The sequence below is a fragment of the Amycolatopsis xylanica genome (assembly GCF_900107045.1).
Classification (GTDB): domain Bacteria; phylum Actinomycetota; class Actinomycetes; order Mycobacteriales; family Pseudonocardiaceae; genus Amycolatopsis; species Amycolatopsis xylanica.
On record NZ_FNON01000004.1, the window covers coordinates 565,161 to 589,670 of the forward strand.

At 68.5% G+C, this 24,510-nt stretch carries 24 protein-coding genes; 16 read left to right on the forward strand and 8 right to left on the reverse strand.

The genetic code is table 11. From position 1 onward, the window contains the following. The first annotated feature begins 4 nt into the window (after window positions 1–4). The 4 genes from BLV57_RS21460 to BLV57_RS21475 all read left to right on the forward strand — a co-directional run bounded on the left by BLV57_RS21460 (window position 5) and on the right by BLV57_RS21475 (window position 4,770). The gene (locus tag BLV57_RS21460; RefSeq protein WP_091291410.1) at window positions 5–670 is read left to right on the forward strand and encodes a DUF6338 family protein; all 666 of its coding nucleotides are present in this window, start codon (window positions 5–7) and stop codon (window positions 668–670) included. After that, on the forward strand, window positions 670–3,012 hold the full coding sequence (locus BLV57_RS21465; protein ID WP_091291412.1) for a CHAT domain-containing protein: 2,343 nt from the start codon (window positions 670–672) through the stop codon (window positions 3,010–3,012). The genes BLV57_RS21460 and BLV57_RS21465 overlap by 1 nt, the downstream gene beginning before the upstream one ends. A 199-nt stretch (window positions 3,013–3,211) precedes the next feature. Next, on the forward strand, window positions 3,212–3,526 hold the full coding sequence (locus BLV57_RS21470) for a hypothetical protein (RefSeq protein ID WP_091291414.1): 315 nt from the start codon (window positions 3,212–3,214) through the stop codon (window positions 3,524–3,526). Window positions 3,527–3,561: 35 nt separating this feature from the next. Further along, window positions 3,562–4,770, forward strand: coding sequence for a peptidoglycan-binding protein (locus BLV57_RS21475; protein WP_091291416.1), 1,209 nt, complete (start codon window positions 3,562–3,564; stop codon window positions 4,768–4,770). 39 nt (window positions 4,771–4,809) lie between these two features. Here BLV57_RS21475 and BLV57_RS21480 read toward each other — a convergent pair whose 3' ends face one another. Further along, window positions 4,810–5,217 carry a hypothetical protein gene (locus BLV57_RS21480; RefSeq protein WP_091291418.1) on the reverse strand — a complete coding sequence of 136 codons (408 nt, stop codon included), beginning with the start codon at window positions 5,215–5,217 and terminating at the stop codon, window positions 4,810–4,812. A 245-nt stretch (window positions 5,218–5,462) separates the two neighbouring features. On the opposite strand from BLV57_RS21480, the gene BLV57_RS21485 reads away from it, so the two are divergent. Continuing rightward, window positions 5,463–5,864 carry an EF-hand domain-containing protein gene (locus BLV57_RS21485; protein ID WP_091291419.1) on the forward strand — a complete coding sequence of 134 codons (402 nt, stop codon included), beginning with the start codon at window positions 5,463–5,465 and terminating at the stop codon, window positions 5,862–5,864. Window positions 5,865–5,907: 43 nt separating this feature from the next. Here BLV57_RS21485 and BLV57_RS21490 read toward each other — a convergent pair whose 3' ends face one another. Next, complete coding sequence (locus tag BLV57_RS21490; RefSeq protein WP_218134853.1) at window positions 5,908–6,342, reverse strand: EF-hand domain-containing protein; 435 nt, start codon at window positions 6,340–6,342, stop codon at window positions 5,908–5,910. 188 nt (window positions 6,343–6,530) lie between these two features. On the opposite strand from BLV57_RS21490, the gene BLV57_RS21495 reads away from it, so the two are divergent. Next, entirely contained in the window at window positions 6,531–6,821 is a 291-nt protein-coding gene (locus BLV57_RS21495; RefSeq protein WP_091291421.1) for a ribosomal protein L7/L12, read from the forward strand. A gap of 31 nt (window positions 6,822–6,852) precedes the next feature. After that, window positions 6,853–7,191 (forward strand): TfoX/Sxy family protein, encoded by a 339-nt coding sequence (locus tag BLV57_RS21500; RefSeq protein WP_091291979.1) that lies wholly within the window; start codon window positions 6,853–6,855, stop codon window positions 7,189–7,191. 14 nt (window positions 7,192–7,205) lie between these two features. Here the strand turns inward: BLV57_RS21500 and BLV57_RS21505 are convergent, their stop codons facing one another. Both BLV57_RS21505 and BLV57_RS21510 read right to left on the reverse strand, forming a co-directional pair. Further along, complete coding sequence (locus BLV57_RS21505; RefSeq protein ID WP_091291422.1) at window positions 7,206–8,303, reverse strand: DmpA family aminopeptidase; 1,098 nt, start codon at window positions 8,301–8,303, stop codon at window positions 7,206–7,208. Then, window positions 8,300–8,902 carry a TetR/AcrR family transcriptional regulator gene (locus BLV57_RS21510; protein WP_091291980.1) on the reverse strand — a complete coding sequence of 201 codons (603 nt, stop codon included), beginning with the start codon at window positions 8,900–8,902 and terminating at the stop codon, window positions 8,300–8,302. Before BLV57_RS21510 ends, BLV57_RS21505 begins: the two co-directional genes overlap by 4 nt. Window positions 8,903–9,010: 108 nt before the next feature. Between BLV57_RS21510 and BLV57_RS21515 the strand changes: the two genes are divergently transcribed. After that, entirely contained in the window at window positions 9,011–10,372 is a 1,362-nt protein-coding gene (locus BLV57_RS21515; protein WP_091291424.1) for an APC family permease, read from the forward strand. Window positions 10,373–10,786: 414 nt separating this feature from the next. On the opposite strand, the gene BLV57_RS21520 is transcribed toward BLV57_RS21515, so the two are convergent. Together BLV57_RS21520 and BLV57_RS21525 are read right to left on the reverse strand one after the other, a co-directional pair. Beyond that, complete coding sequence (locus tag BLV57_RS21520; RefSeq protein ID WP_143047112.1) at window positions 10,787–11,203, reverse strand: hypothetical protein; 417 nt, start codon at window positions 11,201–11,203, stop codon at window positions 10,787–10,789. 5 nt (window positions 11,204–11,208) lie between these two features. Then, window positions 11,209–15,636, reverse strand: coding sequence for a DUF6531 domain-containing protein (locus tag BLV57_RS21525; RefSeq protein WP_245757443.1), 4,428 nt, complete (start codon window positions 15,634–15,636; stop codon window positions 11,209–11,211). 112 nt (window positions 15,637–15,748) lie between these two features. Between BLV57_RS21525 and BLV57_RS21530 the strand changes: the two genes are divergently transcribed. From BLV57_RS21530 to BLV57_RS21550, 5 genes are all read left to right on the forward strand, one after another. Beyond that, window positions 15,749–16,753, forward strand: coding sequence for a magnesium transporter CorA family protein (locus BLV57_RS21530; protein ID WP_245757444.1), 1,005 nt, complete (start codon window positions 15,749–15,751; stop codon window positions 16,751–16,753). Between the two features lie 83 nt (window positions 16,754–16,836). Then, a complete protein-coding gene (locus tag BLV57_RS21535; RefSeq protein WP_176968738.1) occupies window positions 16,837–17,196 on the forward strand; it encodes an STAS domain-containing protein in 360 nt (119 codons plus the stop codon). 1 nt (window position 17,197) lies between these two features. Next, a complete protein-coding gene (locus BLV57_RS21540; RefSeq protein WP_091291433.1) occupies window positions 17,198–18,088 on the forward strand; it encodes an alpha/beta fold hydrolase in 891 nt (296 codons plus the stop codon). 64 nt (window positions 18,089–18,152) lie between these two features. Then, on the forward strand, window positions 18,153–18,887 hold the full coding sequence (locus BLV57_RS21545; RefSeq protein WP_218134866.1) for a DUF72 domain-containing protein: 735 nt from the start codon (window positions 18,153–18,155) through the stop codon (window positions 18,885–18,887). Window positions 18,888–18,944: 57 nt separating this feature from the next. Continuing rightward, a complete protein-coding gene (locus BLV57_RS21550) occupies window positions 18,945–19,451 on the forward strand; it encodes a DUF4383 domain-containing protein (protein ID WP_091291436.1) in 507 nt (168 codons plus the stop codon). Window positions 19,452–19,615: 164 nt separating this feature from the next. Here the strand turns inward: BLV57_RS21550 and BLV57_RS21555 are convergent, their stop codons facing one another. Further along, window positions 19,616–21,787, reverse strand: coding sequence for a TerD family protein (locus BLV57_RS21555; RefSeq protein WP_091291439.1), 2,172 nt, complete (start codon window positions 21,785–21,787; stop codon window positions 19,616–19,618). 104 nt (window positions 21,788–21,891) lie between these two features. On the opposite strand from BLV57_RS21555, the gene BLV57_RS21560 reads away from it, so the two are divergent. The 3 genes from BLV57_RS21560 (at window position 21,892) to BLV57_RS21570 (ending at window position 23,973) form a co-directional block, all read left to right on the forward strand. Beyond that, window positions 21,892–22,836: a MarR family transcriptional regulator gene (locus tag BLV57_RS21560; protein WP_091291441.1), complete on the forward strand. Its 945-nt coding sequence runs from the start codon at window positions 21,892–21,894 to the stop codon at window positions 22,834–22,836. Window positions 22,837–22,935: 99 nt separating this feature from the next. Next, on the forward strand, window positions 22,936–23,142 hold the full coding sequence (locus BLV57_RS21565) for a hypothetical protein (protein ID WP_091291443.1): 207 nt from the start codon (window positions 22,936–22,938) through the stop codon (window positions 23,140–23,142). 6 nt (window positions 23,143–23,148) lie between these two features. Then, entirely contained in the window at window positions 23,149–23,973 is an 825-nt protein-coding gene (locus BLV57_RS21570) for a hypothetical protein (RefSeq protein WP_143047113.1), read from the forward strand. Window positions 23,974–23,993: 20 nt separating this feature from the next. On the opposite strand, the gene BLV57_RS21575 is transcribed toward BLV57_RS21570, so the two are convergent. After that, entirely contained in the window at window positions 23,994–24,368 is a 375-nt protein-coding gene (locus tag BLV57_RS21575) for an ArsR/SmtB family transcription factor (protein WP_091291984.1), read from the reverse strand. Window positions 24,369–24,510 lie beyond the last annotated feature (142 nt).

The window sequence follows — 24,510 nt, forward strand, 5'->3', positions numbered from 1 at the left end:
CGCGATGCCGCCGAGCACACTCGCCGGGCTCGTGTTCCTGATCGCCGCGCTGTCGCCGGGGCTGGTGTACCACCGGATGCTCGCGCGGTTCCTGCCGAGGGACAGCCGCAGCACCGTCGCCGAGGTCGTCGAGATGGCGACGGCGGGCGCGTTGACTTCGGCGATCGCACTGGTTGTCGTTCTCGGTGCGGGACAAGTGATCCCGGGTCTGCTCTCGCTCGACGAAGCCGTCGGTGATCCGGCGCTGCTGCGGCCGAAGGCGTGGAGCGTGGTCGTCTCCGCGCTGCTCGTGCTGCTGCTCAGCTTGGCGCTCGCGGTCGGCGGCGGACGGCTCTGGGTGCGGGTGCTCGGCAAGAAGCCCACCCGGATCCATCAGGGGCTCGTGTGGTCCGGGGTGCTGTCGGCGAAACGTGATGGGCTGCCGGTGTTCCTGGCCGTCGAAGTCGACGACGGCAGGCTGATCGAAGGGCTGTTCCGGTCCGTCTCCGTGGACGGTGATCCGGCGCGCGACGCGATCGTGTTGCAGCGCCCGATCGCGGTGTCGGGGCCAGGCGACGTGCCTCGCACCGCTGGCGAACAGGACTTCGTGCTCATTCCCCGTGCCAGCGTGAAAGCGGTGCACGGCAAGTATGTGCCGCTGAAAAAGGCGAAAAAGGCGGCGGAGGCCTGATGTTCAACTCCTGGTGGATGCTGGCGCTCGTCGCCCTCGTCCTGTCCTACGTCGCGCAGACCGTCTTCGAGCGCTGGCTCGGGCCCAAGCTGGGCATGCGCCAGACACCCGCCGCGCTCGCCGCGTCGGAGAAGTTCCTGCGGGAGCTGCAGCGCTCGGACGGGTTGGTGCAGCAAGGCGAGCTGGGACAGGCGATGCTCATCCTCGACGAGCTGAGCGTCCGTCCGGAGGCGAAGATCCCGGGGCTGGGCGCCCAGGTCGAGTTCCACCGGGCGCGGGCGGCGCGGATGCTGCACCGGACGGACGTCGCGATGCCGAGCGCGCTGAAGAGCGTCGAGTTCTTCGACACGATCTGCGCGAATCAGCGCACGTCGGCCAACATGGCCGCGGCCGGGGAGGCCAAGCTTCAGCTCGGCCAGATCCATCACGACCGGGAGGAGTACGACGCGGCGATCGCCGTGTTCGAAGAGGTGCGGCGGATCAACAAGCACGGCGCCTACCGGCAGACGATGCTCCGGGTCGAGCTGGACCTCGCCAAAGCGCACCTGATGGTCGACCGCAACGCCCGCGCGAGCGAACACGCCCGCGAAGCGATGAAGCTCGCGGAGAAGTGGAAGCTCACGCAGTTCATCGTCGAGTCGATGCACTACCAGGCGCTCGCGGCCGCGGGCGAGGGCAGGCTGGACGAGGTCAGGCGGCTGGTCGGTGAGGCGCTGCGCCGCCTGCCCGCCGACGCGAGCGCCGCGCTCCGGGCCCAGCTCCTCTCGCTGCGCTTCGGGCTGGAGCGCGAGGACGGCGATCCCCGTGACCAGCTCACCGCGGGTGTCGAGCTGCTACGGACGATCTGCGAGGTCAAGGTCGGCCGAGGCTGGCGGCAGCATCAGGCGGACATCATCGACGAGCTGACCGAGTTCGAGCACGGCACGCTCGAGGTCGGCGCGCAGCTCGCGCTCAAAGGCGATCGCCAGGCGACGGATCTCTACGTGCAGACCCTGCGCATGCTCAGGGAAAGCGACATCGCGGAACTTCTCCGCTCCGGGCTGCTGGACGAGTCCAGCCTGCCTCCGGTGGTGCAGAACCTGCTGGAACGCCTGTCGCAGCTGGAAGATCCGGAATCACCACAGGCCGCCTCGCCCGCGACCGCGGCGCCGCTGTACGAGAAGCTGGAGGTCGCCGTCTCCGGCCAGTTCCGGAACCTCGTGCAAGGCAACCGGACCCGCCGGCACATCCCCGGCCCCGACCGGCATCACCTGATCCAGCTCAGGCTCGTGGAATTCGAGGGCGTGACCACGCTGTTCGGCAGCTGGGAGGCGCCGGGCGCCGATCCGGTGCCCTACCGCCACGAACTCGACGCCGAAACCGTCCGCGCGCTCCGCGATGTCACCGGCCAGTCCGACCGGAAACGGCCGTCCGGCGCGCAGCGCCCGGCCGACGCCGGTGTCCGCGCGGCGACGAGCGGCTGGCGGGAAACCCTTCAGTACCAAGCATTGGCGGACGGCCGGGACTGGACGGCGCTGACCCCGCTGGTGCTGCCGCCCGGCCTGATCGACCTGCTGCGCGCGGTCCCGCCGAACGCGCCCGACGCGGACATCCCGCTCATCCTGTTCTCGACCGACAGTCTGCTGTGGACGGTCCCGTGGCCGGCATTGGCGCTCGACGCGAGCGGGACCAGGATCGGTGACCGCGCGGCCGTCGCGCTGCTGCCGTCCTGCTCGCTGCTCGGGCAGGACGATCCGGAACGACCGCCCGCCGCGGTGGTCGGCTATCTCCACGGCGTCGACGGCGACGGTCTCGCGCTCGAACGCGCCTCACTCGCCAAGGCTTGGCCCGGCGGCGTCCAGGAGATCGACACCGCCGACGAGCTGGTCCGGTCGCTGGCCGACGCCGGCGAGTACAGCGTCCTCACCATGTCCGTCCACGGCGACAACCGCCCCGGGCTCGCGCATTCGCTGATCCTCGATCCGGCCCGCGCGAAACGCCTCTCGGCGGGCCGCATGATGAGCATGCGCTTCCCGCGCACCGTGGTGGTCGGCGCGTGTTTCTCCGGCGATCTCGACCGCCGCGTCGGCACCGATCCGACCGGCATCCCGGCCGTCATGCTCTGCCGGGGCGCGTCGACCGTGATCGGCGGGACCTTCCCGCTGCCTGACGGCCCGGCCGCCGGGCACGCGACCGCGCGCATCCTGAGCTGGCTCTACGGCGAGCTGGCCGCCGGGGCACGCGCACCCTGGGCGTTGCGCCGGGCACAGCAGCGCTGGCGGGCCGTCGGCGACAGCAGCCCGGCCACCTGGGCGGGCCTCGCCGCCATCTCGAACGGGAGCGTGCGCGCTCCTTCGCTGTGACCTGGGCTTTCTCCGCGCTGCCGGGTGAACGCGGTAAGATCTTCGCGTCGAAAACCAGGGAACCATCCTGCGGCCGGGTGCGTCGATGTACACGAATGCCGTCATCCGTTTCGGGAAACGCGCACGCCGGTGGGGTGTGAACTCCTAGGCTTCGCGATAGAAACGGGCGCAGGCGCCGAGACTGGAGGGAACCACTCAAATGACTCGCCGATTCGACCCAGAGCAGATAGCGGCGCTGGCCGGCAAAGTCGGCGGGCTCAAGGACGCCCTCAGCAAGGCGGGCAAGGACCTGGGCGACGGCAATCCCGGAACCGCGTACGGCTCCTTGAGCAACGCGGCGAACGCGGGCAAGACGACGCAGGGGTTCTACAGCGGCGTGAACGCCGAGCTGGCCGCCGCATCCAAGCTCGTGACCGCCGCTTCCGAGGCATTGGCCTATGCCGCCAAGCTCCAGCAGGGCAACGAGGACGACGGCGTCGACACCTTCAAAGCGGGCAACCGCAAGCGGGATTGATTCGGACTGAGAACGGGGACCAGGGGACTTAACCGATGACCACCGCAGAACGGAAGCCGCACACGCTCGACGACCCGGCGCACGACCGGCCGAAGTCGCTCGACGCCATCGACACGCACGCCCAGCAGGCGCAGAAGCTCGACGCGGGCGCGGTCAACGACCAGGCCAGGAAGGTCGGCTCGGCCGCCACCAGCGCCAACGACCTCGGCGACGATCTCAAGCGCTTCCGCGACGACGTGCTCCGCCACTGGGAGGGCAAGGACGCCGACGCCGTCGCCGACCACCTCGAAAAGCTCGGCAAGGCCAGCTACCAGGTCAGCGACAAGGCCGAGGCGGCCAAGAACATCCTCCAGCGCGTGTCCGAGATCCTGGACGACGTCAAGAAGAAGGTCGCCCAGCTCGCCCAGGAGGCCAACGACAAGGACGCGGACAACCGCGCGCTGATCGGCGCGGCCCGCAAGCGCAAGAACAGCACCGACGACGAGAGCGAGATCGCCGCCGCGGCGTCGGACATCGAACGGCTGCGCCAGCTCAACGAGAAGGACTCCAACGGCAAGAAGGAGGAGATCGAGCGCGTCCTCGACGAGGCCGAGAAGCAGATCGACGACCTTCTCAAGCCGCTCGGCCTGCAGATCGAGGGCGGGTTCGTCGAGTTGCTGCCCGCCGAGGAAGGCACGAAGGCGAGCAGCGCCGCGCCCACGCCGGTCGACACGACCGTCCACCACACGCCCGTCGGCCACGGAAGCGGAAGTGGCGGCGGAGACCACGGTGGTGGCGGCGGCGCGGTCGCCGGGGTGCACGGCGACGGACGGCCGGCCAAGCCGATCGACGCACGGGGCGACAACCCGGCCAAGATCGCGGAGAAGTTCCTCGGCCGCAACGCCAGCGACCTCAAGCGCAGCGGCGAGCTGCCCGCGATGCAGCCCTGGGTGCCCAACGACGTCAACTGCGCGAACTTCGTCTCCGGCTGCCTGGAGGCGGCAGGCCTGATCGACAAGAGCCAGGCCAGCGCGTCCGTGGCGGGCCTGGCGGCCAACCTCGAGGCGGACGGCTGGGTGTCGATCCCGCTCTCCGAGGCGAAGCCCGGCGACGTGGTGATCGCGAACGGCGGCCACCACGTGGTGCTGTACGCGGGCGACGGTCAGTTCATCGGCTCGAACAACGTCAACCCCGACGGCTCACAGAAGGTGAGCATGGGTGGCGGAGGGGGCCTGGTCAAGATCCTCAGGGCGCCTGCCGGCTGAGTCTCCTGATCCTGACCGCCCCCTCCACCGAGGGGGCGGTCAGAACCCGAACACCGCGGGCGGCGCCTGGTGCCGGTCCGGCCACTCCAGCCAGGTCACATCGGTCGGGCCGATGGCGTAGTCGGACAGGCGCCAGGACCGCGCGTCGTCCGGCCGTCCCGCTTCGCTCTTCTTGAGCAGCACGGCGTAGACGTCGGACATCACGCCGTCATGCCTGCGCGTCTCGTAGATGGTGCCCGCGTAGTACGGGCGGCCACCCTCGGCGCCGTGCATCCTGCCGTGCAGGAAAACCCAGTCCCCGACGCGGTTGAGCTGTTCCACCGCCACCTGGACCCGGTCGCCGAAATACTCGTCGAGCCGGGCGACGGCGGCTTGGAGCACCGCCTCCCTGACCGGGTTCCCGGGGTCCAGCGACTCCGGAACTGATCGAGCGGACGGGGTGTGCATCGGGGCTACCTCCCAGAGCGGAACAGCGATTCGGCCACGTCAGCCGCCCGTCGATGCTACCGCGTCCGGCTCGCCCGCTCAGGAAAAGCGATCATTCAGCCGGAGTCCATTGTGGACCCAACGTCGCGAACGCGAGCCAGCAGGCCGCCACTGGAGCCCATGACAGTGGATGACGCTGAGTGCTCGGGCTTTCACGTCAGGTTCGCTACGCTGGAAGCCGGTGTTTCCGGCGCGAGAGGGAGAGCATGGAAATCGGCAGCGCTGAGTGGTCGGCGTACAAGGAAGCGTTCGACAAGTTCGACGTCAACCGGGACGGCACCATCGACGTCGGCGAACTCGGCCGGTTCCTCGAGTCCGGCGGGACCAAGCTGGGCGACGACGAGCTGCGGCGCGTGCTCTCGAAACTGGACCGGGACGGCAACGGCCGGATCGACCTCGACGAGTTCATCGCCTTCGCCAGGCCGATGATGCAGGTGCACCAGGAAACCTTCCGCAGGCTCGACCGGGACAACAGCGGATTCATCACCGGAGCGGAGCTCAGTTTGTCAGGTCTGCCGCGGCATCAGGTCGACCAGCTGCTGCGGATCGCCGACCGCAACGGTGACGGCCGCATCAGTTTCAACGAGTTCGTCCGCGCGATGCTCTGACGTGGCGGGCAGGCACCGGCATGCCCGGCGCCTGCCGAACCCGTCAGCCGAAGGACGCGCGGAACTCGTCGAAGGTGATCAGCTTGTCGTCGTCGGAGTCGGTCAGCGCGAACAGCTCGGACACCTGCTCGTCGGTGATGTTCTCGCCGAGCCGGGTCACCACCTGCTTGTACTCCGCGTGGCTGATGAAGCCGTCGCCGTCCGCGTCGAACTCGGCGAAAATGGCCTGGAGCTCGGCTTTCTTGGCTTCGCCTTTGTCGAGCCGGCGCAGCAGCGCGACGAACTCCTCGAAGTCGACCTCGCCGTCGCCGTCGAGATCGGCGCCTGCCAGTGTGCCCGCCGCCTTCGACTCGTCGAGGCCGAGCCGCCGCATGGCCTCGCGCAGTTCCAGCACGCCGACGGTGCCGCTCCCGTCCTTGTCGAGGGCGCTGAACATCGCCCCGTACTCGGCCTTCTTCTCCTCGGATACGCTCGTCACGATGGGCCTCGCTTCTCGCTCGGACGGCTGGCGTCGCGCGGGGACGGCAGTGCGGATGCCTGATGACTACCAGGTCACCGACCGGCGGTTCAAGATCCCCCTAGCGACCCCCAGACGGTGACTGAACTGATTCAGCAACGGTGGTTCGCCGATCCCGCTCAGCGGTACCGGGCCACTACGATCGCGGCATGGACTACGGAACGCTTTCGCTCGCACTCGTCGTACTGGTCGCCGTCGGCTGGGTCGGCTCGGCCGGGATCCAGCGCCAGGTCGCGCGGGTCGAACGGCGCCTCGACCGGACGGAGCGGAAGCTGGACCTGGTACTGGCGCATCTCGGGATCACCGAACCGGAAGCCGAGATGCCCGAGGTGCACGCGTATCTCCTCAAAGGACAGAAGATCCAGGCGATCAAGGCGTACCGGGAACGGACCGGCGCCGGCCTCAAGGAGGCGAAGGAAGCCGTCGAGCGCCTCGGCTGACACCGCCGTCGGGGTGATGGATGATCTGGCGATGGCTTACGACGAAGAGCTGGCCGACCGGATCAGGGAACTGGTCGCCGGCGAGCCAGACCTGGCGGAACAGCGCATGTTCGGCGGGCTGGCCTTCCTGGTCAACGGCAACATGTCGGTCGCGGCCAGTGGCAAGGGCGGGCTGCTGGCGAGGGTGGATCCCGATGACGCCGCCGCGCTGCTCAGCGAGCAGGTCGACTACATGACCATGGGTGGCCGTGAAATGACCGGCTGGCTCAGGGTCGACCCCGCGGCCATCGACAGCGACGACGAACTCGCCGCCTGGGTCGAACGGGGTGTCCGCTACGCACGCTCCCTCCCCGCCAAACGCAAGAAGTAAGGCCGGCGCCTGGATCAGCGCCGCAGTAACCCGACCAGGCGTTCGCGGGGCAGGTGTGGCGTGCGGTGACCTTCCCTGCCGGTCATGGTCTCGTTGGCGGTCAGTGCGTTGAGCACCGCCTCCTCGACCGCCTGGACGACAGCCTCGTAGAACGAGTCCATCAGTCCCCACGGGACGAACCTCAGCGTCTCGAAACCCCCGGACTCGGCGGGGAAGCCGCTTGTCAGCGCGCCCTCGTTGGCGGTGGAGAAGGCGAGGAAGACGTCGCCGGAGAAGTGCGACCCGCTGGTGCCGGTGCGGGCCAGGCCGAGCGGCACCCGGCGGGTCAACGCCGTGCACTGGCCGGGCAGCAGCGGCGCGTCGGTGGCCAGCACCACGATCACGGAACCGGCACCCGCCTGCGCCACGGCCCACTCCTCGAGCGGGTTGTCGTCGGCCAGCAACGCTCCGACGGGGCTTCCCGCGATGGTCAGCTCACGCCGTGACCCGAAGTTGGCCTGGACGAACGCGCCGACCGTGTACTCCTGCGGGCCGTGGGACACCAGCCGTGACGCGGTGCCGCTGCCGCCTTTGAAGCCGTAGCAGTTCATTCCCGTGCCGCCGCCGACCGAGCCCTCCTCGATGGCGCCGGTGGCGGCCGCCTCGATCGCGGCCATCGCGTGCGCCGGCTGGACTGTCGGGGCGTTGATGTCGTTGAGATATCCGTCCCAGGTCTCCGCGATCACCGGCAGCAGCCATTCGTGCGCACCATCCGGTTTGTTCGCCGCGACCCAGTCGATCACGCCGCGGTGGCACGGGCCGACCGCGTGCGTGTTGGTGATCAGCACCGGCAGGCTCAGCGCACCGGTCTCGGTGAGCCAGGTCGTTCCGGTCATCTCGCCGTTGCCGTTCAACGAGTACCAGCCCGCCGCGCACGGGTGCGCCACCGTCTCATGTGGACGGGGCAGGATCGCGGTCACGCCGGTGCGGACGGACTCGCCGGAGACGAGCGTGGTGTAGCCGACCGCGACACCGGGCACGTCGGTGATCGCGTTGAGCGGCCCCGGCCTGCCGGGCAGATCCACGCCGAGCGAACGGAAGCGCGGCTTGCCCGCGGGGGTCTTCAGCGTCATGGGAGCTCACATCCGGTCACGGCCGTCGCGTAGGCGATGATCTGCCGTTTCGCTTCGGCGGGTTCGTAGGTGGACACGGCCATCGTCATGTACAGGCCGTATCCGTCTTCCAGCGTCACGAGGTTGCGGGCGATGGTGAGCGCGTCGCCGGCGAGGCGAAACGCCCCCGTTGCCGCGCCGGCCTCGAGGATGCCGACGTAGATGGCCACCTGCCGTTGGTAGAGCTCGATGTACCTCGCCGCGTAGGCGGGGTCCTTGCGGGCGAACGCGCCCAGTTCGTAGAGCAGGAAGGCCAGCTCGTCGCCGGGGCCGTCCGGCAAGCCGCTGTCGATCATCGCGAGCAGCCTCCGGCGCGGGTCCGGCTCGTCGCTGACCGCTTCCTCACGCGCCGTGCAGAACCGGCCGATCGCTTCCCGCTGCACCTCCTGCAGCAGGGCGGGCAGCGTGGGGAAGTAGTAGAGCACCGAGCCGGAGGACAGCCCCGCGCGCTCGGCGACGTCGCCGAGCCGCAGGTCCACCAGGCCGCGCTCGACCACCGCGCGCCGCGCTGCCTCCACCAGTTGCGTGCGGCGAGCCTCTTGCCGCTTGGGACGTGCCATGGTCACGATTCTGTCGAACGATCTTCGAAAAACCAAATCAACTCTTGACTGGGCTTCGATGTAGTTCTTTGATACATCTTCAAAGAATGCTAGCACCGGAGGTGTGCTATGACCGAGCCAGCCACCGTCGCCGCGCCCCGCTTGCGGCGCGGCCTGAAAGTCCTCGGCGCCCTGCTCATCACGCTGTCGGCGATCAGCCCGGCGTCCTCGGTCTTCATCATCGCGCCAGGGGTGGTCGCACAGGCCGGGACCGGCGCGATCTGGAGTTTCCTCGCCGCGGGCGTGGTCGGCGTGTTCATGGCGTTCGTCTACGCCGAACTGGCCTCGGCCTACCCGGTGGCCGGTGGTGAGTACGCGATCGTCGGCCGGGTACTCGGCAGGCTGCCGGGTTTCCTGGTGATGGGCCTGATCCTGGTCACCCAGGTGATCATCGTCGCGGTGATCGCGCTCGGCGTGGGCATCTACCTGTCGGCGGTGTTCCCCGGACTGAACGGCCCGGTGGTGGCCGCGGTGACCGTCGTGGTGGCGGCGGCGTTCGGCGTGCTGGACATCAAGCTCAACGCCTGGGTGACCGGTGTCTTCCTGGCGATCGAGATCCTCGCGCTGCTGATCGTGGCCGCACTCGGTTTCCTGAACGTGGAACGGCCGTTGTTCGCCGAACCCGTCGCGGGCAGCCCACCGGCGGCGGTGGGCATCGGCGTGATCGGCGCGGCCATCGCGATCGCGATCTTCGCCTACAACGGCTACGGATCCGCGGTCGTGCTCGGCGAGGAGACCGCGGACGCCTCACGCGGGATCGCCCGCGCGATCCTGTGGGCACTGGTGATCACGGTCGTCGCCGAGATCGTCCCGGTGGCCGCCGTCCTGCTCGGCGCGCCCTCGCTGGACGGCCTGTTCAGCGCGCCGAACATGATGGAGTACTTCATCACCGAACGCGCGGGCTCCGCACTGAACACGGTGATCAGTCTCGTGGTGGCGCTGGCGATCATCAACGCGGTCCTCGCGATCCTGTTGCTGACCGCGCGCCTGTTCTTCAGCACCGCACGGGATTCCGTATGGCCCAAGCCCATCAGCCGCGCACTCGGCACGATCCACCCGAAGTTCCACACGCCGTGGGTGGCCACACTGGTGGTCGGCGCGCTGTCGGCCGTCGTGTGCTTTGTGGACTTGAACCTGCTGCTGGTGGTGACCGGTTCGTCGTTGATCGTCGTCTACGCGGCGCTGTGCGTGGCCGCGCTCGCCGGCCGTCGCAACGGGACCACGACGCACGCGCAGTACCGGATGCCGTGGTTCCCGGTGGCCCCGGTGCTCGCGCTGGTGGCGTTGGCGTTCGTCACGGTCCAGACCGCGCGGGATCCGGCCGTGGGGCGGCCGAGCCTCTACGTGACACTCGGCATCCTGGTGGTCTCCGCGGTCGGCTACGTCCAGCGCCGCAAACACTGGGTGCTGCGTGGCCCGGAGGACGAGTAGCGACTGCCCGGGCGCCGGGGTCGTGAGTGTTGCGGCCGGTTCTGGCCGACCCGTATTTGGTCACCTACGGCGGAATCCGCGGAGCTGCCTGGTGCGAGGGGAAGGTTTGCTGCGTTAGATGCAGCAAACCTTCCCCTCGCACACCCGATCACACCTCACGAGCCGAAATACGTCCCACGATGCACCTTTTGCCGGTTTCGCTGGCGAAACAAGGGTGGCCCTTGTCACGCTGGAGGTGACAAGGGCCGCCCTTGTCACCTCCAGCACAAACTCCGGCAGCCTGGCCCTCGCCGTGCATGCTACGAACGGGACTTTTGTCACCGTGAGCGCTACAAAAGCCCCGTTCGTGCGGATCCCGACGAGCACGACCCGCGCAGATCACCAAATACGGCCGGTTCTAACCGGCGAAAACACTCACGACCCCCAGTCGGTGGACACGGTGATCGACACACCGGAACTCGACGTGAAGGTGGCCACGTCTCCGTTGACGGTGGTTTCCACGAATGGGTTGGACTCGGTCAGGAAAGCAACCCAGACGAGTTCCCGCTCGGCGTCAAGCCGCCCGAAAAAGCCCTCCGAGCCGTGCGAACCCTCACCGCGCACGAGAAACCCGCCGGGGATCGGGGTCTCGTTCGTGATGTCGACGTCCGACACCCAGCCGGGGTCGTCGGCGAGCATCTCCGCCAAGTCGAACTCGTCGCCGAGCTCGAATCCCCCCGGCGCCTCCGGGTTCACGTCCAGTTCGCGGGATACTCCGGAGGCATGGTGGATCGCGTCCTCGATCGGCAGCTTTCCCTCGCGCCACAACGCCACAATCGGCGAATTCGCCATGTCCGTCACCTTCTCCGTCGCCTCCTGCCGCCACCACACCCCGGCGCTTCCGGCGTCGGCCGTTCACTGAGCCCGTTGTCCGGCACGGGTACCCCGTCGAGCCGGTTCCGCGGGCTGCGCATGCGCTCCCGGAACTTGTCCGCCCACGTCTTCCCGGTCGTGGAGTCGGGGTGCACCGCGTTCGGATCGACCCGGGTGATCGCGACCGGGCGGCCGACCTCTCTCGCCGCGTCCAGCCTGCGGTTGTCGTAGCTCACGAGCTGCCCGTCCACCTCGATCACGTGCAGCGGTGACCGTTCCCAGTCCCAGCCGCCGTTGCGCATGATATCGGCGTACTCGTTCTGGGTGATCGTGCGCTGCGAGAAGTTGATGTCAGCCGGATCGGCCCATTCGATGTCACCGGACTCGGTCAGCCCGAGCGCGTCGGTCCAGCCGATCGGATTGTGCACATAGGCGTGTGGAGAGGGGCCACCGGGCAGTCCGAGCGGGTCGCCGCTGCTGTACCGACCCGCCGCCGGGTCGTAGTAGCGGTGGTAGTTGTAGTGGAGCCCGGTTTCCTGGTCGTGGTATTGGCCGGGGAATCGCAGCGGGGTATATGCCCGGTTGGTCAGTGCTCCGACGGCTTCGCCCCAGAGCGTGGCCTCCTGCCGCCAGGTCAGTTCCCCGCGAGCGTCGACCAGCTCGGTCGGTGTGCCGACGATGTCGGTCACGATGGCGTAGAACTGCCGGTCCACCCACTCCTGGTCGGCAGGCGCTCGCTCGACCTGGGTGAGCGGGCGGAAGCTCGCCGGATCGAATTCCCAGGTCGTGGCCTGACCGGACGAGTGCGTCTGCTCGGCAAGCACGGCACCGTCCCAGGCGAAATCGACCTGCTCGGCGACCGAGCCGTCCGGGGCGAAGCGCTGCTTGGCGATCCGCCTGCCCAGCGGGTCGTACCGATACCGCCACCTGGCCCGGTCGGGCGTGATCACCGCGACCAGCCGGTCGTCGGCATCCCACTCGTAGTGCCAGGTGTCCGGCTTGCGCGACAGTCTCTTCTTCTGCCGCACCACCATCCGGCCCTGTGCGTCGTGCTGATAGTGGATGTCCCCGGCCCGGCGGATCAGCGTGCCGCCGTACTCGAGGGAATCCTGGCCCGGCACCGACGGCCGCGTCGCTTGCGTGAGGTTGCCGGCGGCGTCGTAGGCATAGCGCTCCTGCCAGCCGCCGCCCTCGACGGCGAGCACCCGACCGGCCGGGTCGAGGTCGAAACGGCGGGTGCCACCGAGTTGGTCCTCGATCGCGGCCACGTGATCGTCGGCGCGGTAGTGATACCGCCGTTGCTGGATTTGACGGGCCTGTGCGGCAGAGTCACCGCTGACCGCGCTGACCGTTTGCGCGACGAGCCGGTGGTTCTCGTCCCATGCCTGCGCCAGCATCGTGCCGGTGTCGAGCAGCCGCTCGACCTCACGGCCCGCCGGGTCGTAGCCGAAGAACAGCGTGCGGCCGCCGGTTTCCAGGCTGGACGGCTTACCGTTGGCGGCATAGCCCCAGCGGCTCTCGGCCCCGGTGGGAGTGCGGCGCAGGACACGACGCCCCAGAGCGTCATAGGTGGAGGACACGGTTCGCCCGTTGACCGTTTCCGCCAGCACCTGCCCCAGCGCGTCCCGCTGATACCGCAGTTCGGCGTCGGCGTTACGAGCGTGAATCAACCGTCCCGCGGCGTCGTAGCCGATGGTGGTGACAGCGTCCCCGCATCGTCGTTCCACGATGGCGCCCATCACATCGCGGACGAACCGCGTGCTCTGTCCCGCTCCGTTGACCCGCTCGATCAACCGGCCGGCGGCGTCATAGGCGTAGGTGACTGCCCGGCCGTTGAAGTCGGTCTCCCGCACCAGGTTCCCGGCGTCGTCGTAGTCGTACTGCCAACGCAGGCCTTGGGCATTGGTCACCGAAACCAGCCGGAGGGTGGCGTCATAGCCGAATTCGAGTCGCGTACCGTCCGGGCCGGTCTCCGCCGAGGGCAGGTTGAAGTGCGTGGTTTCAGTTCGCGTGACCTGGCCGTGTGCGCCGATGTGTTCGACCCCGTTGCCTTCGGCGTCGTACCGCCACCGCTCCGCGCTCCCGTCCGGGCGGGTGCGGGAGACCAGCTTGCCCTCGACGGTCCAGGTGAACCGGGTAGTGCCGCCCAGCGGATCGGTGATCGCGGAGACCCGGCCGAACTGGTCACACTCATAGCGAGTGGTCGCGCCTGCCGCGTCGGTGATCGCGACGGGGATGCCCGCGTCGTTCGTCTCGATGCGCCGGACACCGCCCAGCGCGTCGGTCACCGCGACCCGGTGTCCACGGTCGTTGTAGCGGTACCGGGTGGTCGCACCCGCCGGATCGGTGGCCGCGACCAGATTGCCGCGATCGTCGAACTCCTGCCGCCACACCGCGCCGTTCGGGTCGATGAAGGTGGTCAACCGGCCGGAATCGTCGTATTCGGCGAGCACCTGAACACCGTCAGGACGGGTCGTGGTGACCAGGTTCCCGACTTCGTCGTACAGGAACCGCGTCGTCTGGCCGAGCGGATCGGTGCGCGAGAGCAGGCGGTCGTGCTCGTCCCATTCGCAGGTCGTGGTGTGGCCGAGCGCGTTGGTCTCAGCCACGATCTGACGCGCCGCATTAAGCTGGAATGTCGTGGTGTGGCCGAGTGCGTCGGTGAATCGGGTGGTCAGGTTCTCGTAGGTGAAAGTCCCGTTGAGGAAGCCGCCCGAGCCCAGGTTGGCCACACATCGGCCCTGCGCGTCGTAGAGATACCGGTACCACTCGCCGCCCCGGTCGGTCCACTGGGTGATCCGCCCAGCCAGGTCATAGGTGAACTTCAGCGACTGGCCCGACGAGTTGACCACCTCGGTCAACCGGTCCTCGTGGCCGTAGGTGTACTGGACGACAGTGACGGCGGCATCGCGCATCCGCAGTTCGGTGACGCGTCCGCCCGCGGTGTCGACCTCGAGGTGGTAACCACCGGAATGCCGCACGGCGGTGAGCATCCCCGCCTCGTCGTGGTCGAACTCGATGCTGTTCCCGTTGCGGTCCACGATCGCGGACAACGGGCTTTCGCTCGCACCGGTCACGAAATGCAGCGTGTGCCCGTTGTCCCGCCTCCGGATCGCAAAGCCGGTGTCAGTCCGCCACAGCGGCCACCGGGGCCCGGCCACAGGCATGACCTCGCCGCTGACCGGCGGATCGGGATAGACCAGCAGCATCCCGTCCTCAGCGACGAACACCACGCCCTGTTCGTCGAACTCGAGCCTTTGGTCCACGGTGGACGCCCACGAGCGGCCGAACAGCCTGCCGGCGCGGTACGAGGAAACGTGGGTTCGCCGCAGCACCAGCGGAAGCACACCGGGCAGTTCGATGTCGATGTGCCCGAGCACCATTTCGCCGGTGACCACGTCGATCGGGTCGTTCTCGCACCGGCGCTCGGTCTCGGGGGTCTTGGTGTCGTCGGGATCCTTCGGCCGGTTCGTCCCGGTCTTGTCCTTGGCCGACGAAGGTGACGTGTCGCCACTGTGCGTCGACGACGGCCCTGTCTCGTCCGGCGTATGCGAGGCCGACGGGCTCGTGTCCCCCTTGGGGACGTCCGGGCCGTCGGTCTTCTTCGCGGCCTTCGCCGCGCTGGGGCTAGTACCGCCGCCCTTGCCGAGCTTCTTGCCCAGCTTCGAAAGCTTCTCGATGATCTCACCGAGCTTGTCGATGATCTTCCTGAGCTTCGGAGCCACATTGCCGATCGTCTTGACCAGCTTGCGGATCAGATCAGAGACCTTACTGATCGCCTTCGTGATCGCTGTGGTCGCTTGAACCGCCACCAGCGGGGTCGCGAAGCCGAGAGTGCAGGCCTCTTCGAGCGCCCAGCTGATGAGCTTGCCGACCAGTTCGGCGACCAGGTCACGCACGGTCTCCCGCACCATGGCCACGACCTGGCCCATCACCATCACTCCGGTCGACACCCCGTCGGCCAGTGTGGCAGCGCCCTGTATCGCGTCAACCTGCTCCGCGACCTCGCCGCGGTAGGCGTCTCCTGCCTGCCCAGACCACCCCGCGGTGCCGTTCTTCGCCTCGTTGCCGAAGTCCCCGGCGATCGAATTGACCTCTTTGGCCACATTCGCCCAGGTATCCGAATACGACTGGATGACGGGAGGATCGCCGGCAAGCCAGTCCAGCGCCTCCTTGAGCGGCTGCACATGCTCGATCAGCCAAGAAACCCCATACTGCGCCAACGTCCCGATCGGGTCGATCGCCAGCGACAGCACCTCCAGGCCCATCCCCAGCGCGCCGAGCCCACCCTCGACCCACGAGCCGTCCTTGACCCCGCTCGCCAAATCGACCGCCGACTCGGCGATACCGATCCCGGTGACCGCCGTCGTCTGCGACTTGGCCTGTGCGACCAGTGGATTCCCATCCGGCACCCGCAACCCCCTTCGACCCCGATACGACGTCACCCGACCCTAAACGGTTCCGGCGGTGCTCCTGGATCGCTCTCAGCCGATCTAGCTGGACTATGTCGTGGCGAAGCCGTGCATGGGAACCGCGTCGGCGGGGAACCCGGACACCATGTCCCGTACCCGGCTCTACCGTGATGGCGTCCTGGAAGCCGAAGACTTCCCGGTCGACGAGGTCTCCAAGCGGCTCGACGATCCGGCGGCGGTGGTGTGGCTGGACCTGTGCGACCCCACCGAAGACGACTTCGCCACCATCGCCGACGAACTCAGCCTGCACCGGCTGGCGGTGGAAGACGCGCTGCACGCGCGGCAACGGCCCAAGCTCGACCGCTATGAAAAGCACTCCTTCCTCAACACCTACGCCGTCCGCTTCGACTCCGGGCCGGGCCAACTCGACGTCACGGAGATCTCGGCCTTCATCACCGAGAACGCGCTGGTGACCGTCCACAAGAGCGGGCAGTTCGACATCGACGCCCTGACGCGCCGCTGGGACGAAGCGGACAACCTGGCCAAGGCAGGCGTCGGCTTCCTCGTGCACGGCTTGCTGGACTACGTGGTGGACGGTCAGTTCGAGGCGGTTCAGGCGCTCGACGAACAGCTCGAGGAACTCGAGGACCTCGTGTTCGACGACAGCGCCGACCACGCCGAGGTGCAGCAACGGTCGTCCCGGCTGCGCAAGAGCCTGGTGGCGCTGCGGCGGGTCGTGCTGCCGATGCGGGAAGTGGTCGACACGCTCATGCGCCGCGGCCTCCGGATCGTCGACGACGAGCTGGCGCCGTACTTCGAGGATGTCCGCGACCACGTCCGGCACGCCTCGGAATGGACGGATTCGCTGCGGGAACTGGTCGCCACCATCCGCGAGACCCAGCTCAACATCCAGGGAAACCGGCTCAACATCATCATGAAGAAGGTCACCAGCTGGGCGGCGATCATCGCGGTCCCCACCGCGATAACGGGCTTCTACGGCCAGAACGTGCCGTATCCCGGCTTCGAGCAGTCCTGGGGTTTCTGGGTGTCGACAGTCGCCATCATCGCGGTGTCCGCAGGGCTCTACACGATCTTCAAGCGCCGCGACTGGCTTTGACACGGGCCGCCGATTGAGATCCGCGCATCGTGGGTAGCCGATGGCCAGACCACGACCGGAAAGGGACCGCCATGGACTTCACGATGACCAAGACCGAACAGGCCGGTATCGAGGTCCTCACCGTCATCGGTGACATCGACGCGCTCAGCGTCACCGAGTTCGCCGAGATCGTGTCCGCGGCGGTGGAGTCCACATGCGACCGTCCCGTGAAAGCTTTCGTACTGGACATGAACTCGGTGTCGTTCTGTTCCGTCGGCGGGCTGGACGTCCTCCTCACCGCTCAGCGCAAGGCACGATCGGCCGGCGTGCACATGGCCGTCACCGCGGGAACGCCGGTGATGGACCGGGTTCTCACGCTGGCCGACCCGGCACGCACAGTGGCCGCGTACTCCGACCGGGAGCACGCGGTACGCCAGTGCGCCTTGACGACCTCCATGGTCTGACATGTTCGACGGCTTCACACTCGACCGGGTGGACCTCGGCGACGTGACCTTGCGCGTACGACACGGCGGTTCCGGGCCGCCACTCCTGCTGCTGCACGGACATCCGCGCACGCACACCACCTGGCATCGCGTCGCGCCGCTGCTCGCGGACCGCTTCACCGTGATCTGCCCGGATACGCGCGGCTATGGCGAATCGACCAAACCACCGACCACCGCCGACCACACCCCGTACAGCAAACGCGTGATGGCCAACGACTGCGTCGAGCTGCTGCGGCGACTCGGCCACGAGCGCTTCTTCGCCGCAGGGCACGACCGCGGCGCCTGCGTCGCCACCCGCCTCGCGCTCGACCACCCGGACGCCGTCCAAGCCGTCGCGATCTTGGACTCCATCCCCATCGGCGAGACGCTCGCCCGCTGCGACGCGGAGTTCGCGCGCGCCTGGTACCACTGGTTTTTCTTCGCCCAGCCCGACAAACCGGAACGGGTGATCACCGCCGATCCGGACAGCTGGTACAACGTCGGCACCCGCAACACCCCGGAACGACTCGGCGAAGACAACTTCGCCGACTTCCACCGCGCGATCCACGATCCCGCCACCGTCAAGGCGATGCTCGAGGACTACCGCGCCGGCCTCGGCGTCGACCGTGCGCACGACGACGCCGACAAAGCCGCCGGACACCGGATCACCTGCCCGACCCTGGTGCTCTGGTCCAGCCGGGACGACCTCGAAGACCTCCACGGCGACGTGCTCGCCATCTGGCGGGACTGGGCCGTCGACCTGCGCGGGCACGCGATCGACTCCGGGCATCACATGGCCGAGGAGAACCCCGGGGCATTGGCCGCCGCGCTGGCGAAGTTCTTCGGGGAGGCGAAGGTCGCCGGGGCTGGGTGAGGAACCTCGATGTTTCCACGCCTGCCCGGCCGGTTACCCGGGGCAGGTGAGTCACGATGTCAGGATCGGCACGTCCGGCTGGGCGTACCCCGAATGGCGGGGCGGGTTCTATCCGAAAGGCCTTGCCCAGAAACGAGAACTCGAATACCTGGCCGGTCAGGTGAACTCCATCGAGCTCAACGGCACCTTCTACTCACTTCGGCGCCCGTCCGACTATCGCTCATGGCACTCCCGGACACCGGACGACTTCGTCTTCGCGGCGAAAGGCCCCATGCTCGTCACCCACCGCAAAAGACTGGTCGACACCGAATCCGCGTTGAAAACCTTCTTCGACTCCGGACCACTTGAGCTGGGAACGAAACTCGGGCCGATCTTATGGCAGCTGCCACCCTCCTTGCCGTTCGATCCCGGTGTGTTCGAAGCGTTCCTGTCAACGCTCACACAATGGCCGCACCGTAATGCCATCGAACCGAGGCACGCCAGCTTCCGGAACTCGGATTTCTTCGCGCTGCTGCGGAAATACGGCGTCGCTTCCGTGATCGCGGACACCGCCGGGCGGTTTCCGCGCTTCGACGAGCAGACCGCCGACTTCGCCTACGTGCGACTGCACGGCCACGAAGAGCTCTACGCGAGCGACTATTCCGACGAACTGCTGGACGTGTGGGCCCGGACGATCCGCGGTTGGAGCGGGGATGTCTACGTCTACTTCGACAACACCATGCGCGGCGCCGCACCACGCAACGCGCTGTCGCTGTCACGTCGGCTCGGGCTCAACGTCCCACTCCACCATGGCGTTTAGCACCGGCGCACCCGGGTAAGCCTGGTAATTCGCCCACCACCGTGAAAGGCGCCGATCATGGCCGAACCACACCATCCGCAAGCAGGACAGCAGCCTTCCGGTATCACGCCCGGTGGAGCCTCGCGGACCCCGGCTCAGTTGTCCGCCGGTGTCGTAGGCGTCGTGTTCCTGCTGGTCGGCATCGGCGGATTCATCCCGGGTCTCACCACCGACTACGACCAGCTCAGCTTCGCCGGGCACGACTCGATGGCGATGCTGCTCGGGCTGTTCATGGTCTCGGTGCTGCACAACATCGTGCATCTGCTGTTCGGGATCATCGGGCTCGCGCTGGCACGAACTCCGCGCTCCGCACGGAACTACCTGGTCGCCGGCGGGGTGATCTACCTGGTGTTGTGGATCTACGGCCTGGTCGTCGACCACGACTCGGCGGCGAACTTCGTGCCGGTCAACACCGCCGACAACTGGCTGCACCTGGGCCTGGGGGTCGCGATGATCGCACTCGGCGTGGCCACCGCGGGCACCACCCGAAAGCTGGGGCCCGCGGCTCCGGACAGCCGCCGGTGACCACGACCGCGGACTCGCCACCGCACTGCCGAAGGTCCGGAAAACGCAGCGGCCCGCCGGATTTCCGGCGGGCCGCTGAGCGAGGAGAGGGAGGGAACTAGTATCCGGTACAAGGTTCAGAAGGAAGTGCCCTCATTGCCTCGCGTCGCAGAATACCGAGATGATCACCGCGGGATCAACTGGTTTAGCCGGTCCAGCGTGATCGCGGTCGAGCCGGCGGGCAGCCCGTCCGGCCGGTCGAGTCCCAGGTAGGTCACCGGCTCGGCGAGCTCCTCCCCCGGCTGCCACGGCGTCACCGCGGCGGCCTTGGCACGCGAGAGGTCGACCAGATAGGCCACCGTCAGGTAGCGGCGCTGCAGGATCGACCGCGCCAGCAGGCCCGCGCTCACCTGGTTGTACTCGACCCGGTTGAATCTCGGTGTGCCCGACAGGTACAGGTGCAGCCAGGTCGCCGACCATACGCCCGCCTCGTCACGCAGGAACGCGACCGGCAGCGCGACGCGACCGCTCCCCCGCATCTCGGAGCGGGTGCGGACCGTGCGCGGCTCGAACGGCGCGCCTCGCTGGGCCCGGCCGCGGATCATCCACCCGAACATCGACTCCGCCACGTCGTTGAAGCCCTCCCCCGAGTAGACGTTGACCTGCGGCACGACGCATCGCGCGCGGATCTTCCGCAGCGACACGTCGATGAACTCGGTCGCGCCGTCGGCGGCCTCGGTGATGTCACCGGAGTAGACGACGCCGTCGAAGTGGTGGTTCGTCCACGACACGTGCCCGTCGTACTCGAAGTTTTCGTCGAGCAGCAGCGTCGACAGGTCGAAGTCGGTGCGTTCGGCACGCTGACGCCAGTACGTGAAGAACCGCAGCACGTCGTCGTTCCCGAGGTCGAGGCGGACACGCGAGCCACGAGGGAGCACAGCGAAACCGTCCTCGGAAGCCTTACCCGACAAGGGAAGCGCCACGTCGAGCACGGCCGGGTCGACGACAAGCCGCCCGTAGGCAGGCATCCGCGCGGTCAGTTCGGTGTCGATGATCTCGTTGACCCGCTCGACGACGTCCCCGGTCACCGGCATGCGCGCGTCCACCGCGACCCAGGCGCGACGGGCACGGTTGGTGAACACGCGTGCTGGGTCCACAGTGGACCGGTTCAGCAAGTGCTCACGTACCGAGCACAGCACCCGGCCGGAAACCGAACCGATGACGGACTCCAGCGCGTCGAGCACAGTGTCCACTTCGGACGGTGTGGCCGTGCGCAGCAACCGGTCCAGCGAGCGCACCAGCAGGCCCGGTGCGTCGGTGAGGATCCTGGCGGTCTTGCCGACGTCACCCGAGCGCATCGCCTCCTCGGCACGCCCCGCGAGTGTCCGCACGGTCCGCTCTCCGCGCGCGACGGCGAACACGTCGGCCGCGTGCGGGAACCGCGGGTACTCGTGCGGGTGCAGTCCCTCGCCGAGACGCTTCCACGCGCCCGCGAACCGCGCGACGTCACCGAGCTTGGCGCGGTGGCCGTCGACGACCTGGTCGAGCGCGCCGAGCAGCGCACGCCGCTCGCGGCGGGTGAAACTGCGGAACCTGGTCGGCGTCGCCAGCGTGACGTCACCGCCGGAAAGCCGGCAGGCCAGGCGAAGCACGTCGGTCACGGTGTCCACCGGGATCAGCGCGCGGGCCTCGGCCAGCCGGACGCTGTTGACCACGGCGCGGTTCTCCCGCACCGGGATCTGCTCCGGCTGCGCTTCGTCGACGCACGCCAGCGCGAGCTCGGCGAGCAGTTCGAGGTCCGCCTCGCCGAGCGGCGTCGGGCTGGCGGCGAGTTCACGGTAGAGCGCGCTCGTCTCCTCGGCGAGGGTCGCACCCAGGTGCAGGACGGTGACCCGGTCCTTCACCGAGCCGATCAGCTCGTCGTGGGCGGCCAGCAATTCGGCGTATGTGTGCTGGTAGCGGCCATACGCGGGCAGGTCGAGCAGGTTCAGCCACCCGCCGGTCAGCGCCGGAAGCCGCACCTTACGGCCGCGCCGAGGCGCGACGAGTGCCTCGTGCAGGCAGCGTGCCCAGAACTCGACGGTGTCCGGGACGCCTTCGGGGAAACGCAGGAAGTACGAGTTGTGGGTGACGTCGTCGCCGACCATGGCCCGCGCCGCGCCGACGACCCGCTCGGCCACCGCCATGGCCGCGCCAGGCTCCAGGCCGGACAAGTGTTCCAGCAGCTCGCGACTCGCCTTGAACCCGGCGCCGACGAGCACGGCGTCCATCTGCCGCGCGACGGGAGCACCGTCGCCCGGCGCGGCCTCGGCGCGCGGGACCCGCGCGGTCCTGCGAATGATCGTCTGGTGGAGCACGAGACCATCCTGTCGTCGACTGTGGACTGTGGGCAACCGCGTTTTCACGCCCACTAAGGGAAAGCCCTGATGATCTCGGGCGCGGATTCACTTACCGTGCTGGCATGATCCGACGCCTTTTGCTCACCGCGCTCGGCGCGGCCGCGCTGCTGCTGGTGCCGTGGACGGTCTACCTGGCCCGCACGCTGCCCGCGGGCCATGACACCGGGCAGTGGCGGTCGGCCTGGGTGGGCTTCGACATCGCATTGCTCTGCTGCTTCACCGTCGCGGCCTGGTTGGGCCTGCGACGGCGGCGCGCCGCCGTTCCGATGCTGGCCGCCACGGCCGCGCTGCTCTGCTGCGACGCCTGGTTCGACGTGGTGCTCGACTGGTCCGCACCGGACCGCATGGTCAGCGTCGCCATGGCGGTGCTCGTCGAGATTCCGCTCGCGATCGTGCTCGCCTGGCGAGCCAGGCAGCTGCTCACCGGAGGAATGCCGAGCCGGGGGATGACCGTGCGGGACATCGAGCTGCACAACGACCCCTCCTACCAGCGGCTCACGCGCGAATTGGGCACACTCGGCACCGCCACGCCCGGCACGCTGGCGACCGCGCTCGGGCACTCACGCGACGAGGTGAACGCGCGGCTGCGGCGCCTCGCCGAAGGTGGCTACGTACGGCAGGGCTCGGACGGTCAGTGGCGGACCGTGGGCCAATCGCTCCGCCTGCCCGTGCTCGCCGAGGTCGACGAGCCGGACCGGCCGGCGGTCGCGGCCTACTTGGCGGCGAAGTACGAAGGCGAACTGCGGCTGCTCGGCTGGGCCGCCGAGCACCGTGACGAATTCGGGCCGTGGGGTCAGGGTGAACGCGCGGTCACCCATCTCACCGCCGCGGAGCTGGCGGGCTTCACCGCCGAGTACAACGAACTGCTCACCCGCTACTGCCTGCTGCGCGACCGGCCATCGGCGAACACGCGGGAAATCGCGATCCGGTTCTACGCCTTCCCGTTCCCCGCGAACATGTCGGCTCGAGCCGATCGTTCACTCTCCTACGCCGGCGACGACCGGTAAAACCTCGCCCGGATGTGCGCATCCTCGCATACCTAAAGACTTGCAAACTTCTTTAACTGCGGAGACTATAGAGAGGTCACCCTGGGAGAGGCGAGGACGATGAGCGAGTTCGTGACGGCGCTGCAAGGCCGCATCCAAGGGGCGCAGGAGAAGCTGGCCGCCGCGCGGGAAGCCGAGCACGACTACGAGATCTACCTGCACATCGCCCGGATCAAGGACCTGCTCGACACGGCCGAGCGAGTGGGCGTCGACACCTCGGGCTGGATCGACCCGGCGGAGCTGGCCACCGCGGAAAGCCGGGGATAGCGGGCGATGCCGATGCCACCCTCACCCGCGGGCGCCGGTGCACCGCGGGTGGCGATCGTGTCCGACGGCAGCGCGGTGCCCACCGGGACGGACCTGAACGAGGCGCTGCGTGACCAAGCCGAGTTGCTCAATGACCTCACGCGGGTACGCGCCGAGCCCGTCGTCCTCCACGCCGACAACACCACCGCTCTGGCCGCCAGCATCCGGGCGCTGCCCGCGAACGTCGGCGCGGTCATGCTCACCCACATGGACTCGACGCGAGCCCGCGAGGTCGCGGCGGAGTCACGCGAGCGGGGTGCGCGTCCGCTGCTGACCGAGGACGACGTCACCGCCATCTCCCTCGCCGGGGTCACGCTGAGCACGCTGGCGAAGGCCGGGCGCCGAGCCCGCGGCCACCGCGTGGTCCTCGCGGGCGCGCGCGAGCTGCCGGGCCTGATCGCGCTGCTCATGGCTGGCGGGGTCGACGACATCACGACCTGGAATTCCCCGGACGCCGCCACCTTTCCCTTGGCCACCATCGCCGCGGGCGCCGACCTTGTGATCGACCTCGCCGGGGCGCTGCCCTCCCGCCCTGGCGGGAGCCTCGACGGGATGACGGTGATCACCCGCGACGACGTGGACGAGGCACCTCACGTGGCGGCCGGGCTCCTCGTGGCCGCGGCGAGCACACCCGGGCTGACCTTGGACGTCGAGATCTTCCATGCCTGCGCCCAAGTCCTGCGGGCCACCTCCCCTTCCGAGCGGCACACGCGGCCGCTCAGCGGCGCTGAGCTGACCCGGCGCATCGCCGACGCCGCGACCTACGCCTTTCACACCCGGCTCTCCCGGTGACCAGCCTGCTCGACGGCTGATCACTCGTGCCGCGTGGAACCCCGATCACCGCGAGCCGGAGCCGACGCGGCGGGTGTGCGCAGATCCTCGAGCAGCTCCACCTGCCCGGACAGCACCCCGGTCAAGATCCGGCGTGCCACCGCCAGCAGCTCCGCCACCTCGGGACTGGTCAGCGCGTAGAACACGTTCGAGCCCTCTTTGCGGGTGGTCACCAGCCCCGCCCGGCGCAGCACGGCGAGCTGCTGGGACAGGTTCGCCGCCTCGATCCCGACCTCCGGCAGCATCTCCCCGACCGCGTGCTCGCGCTGACTGAGCAGCTCCAGCACCCGGATCCGCGCGGGATGACCCAGCGTTTTGAAGAACTCCGCCTTCAGCTGGTACAGCGGCCTGCTCACCGGCACCCACCTCCCCGTGCGTGCCCCTGGACCGTCATCGTCATACCAGCGATCCTCCCCTACTCCCGCGGAACAAGCTCGCGAGACACGTAGTCGCAAGGTTCGGCAGTTGCTAAGCTTAGCAACTGCCGAACCTTGCGAC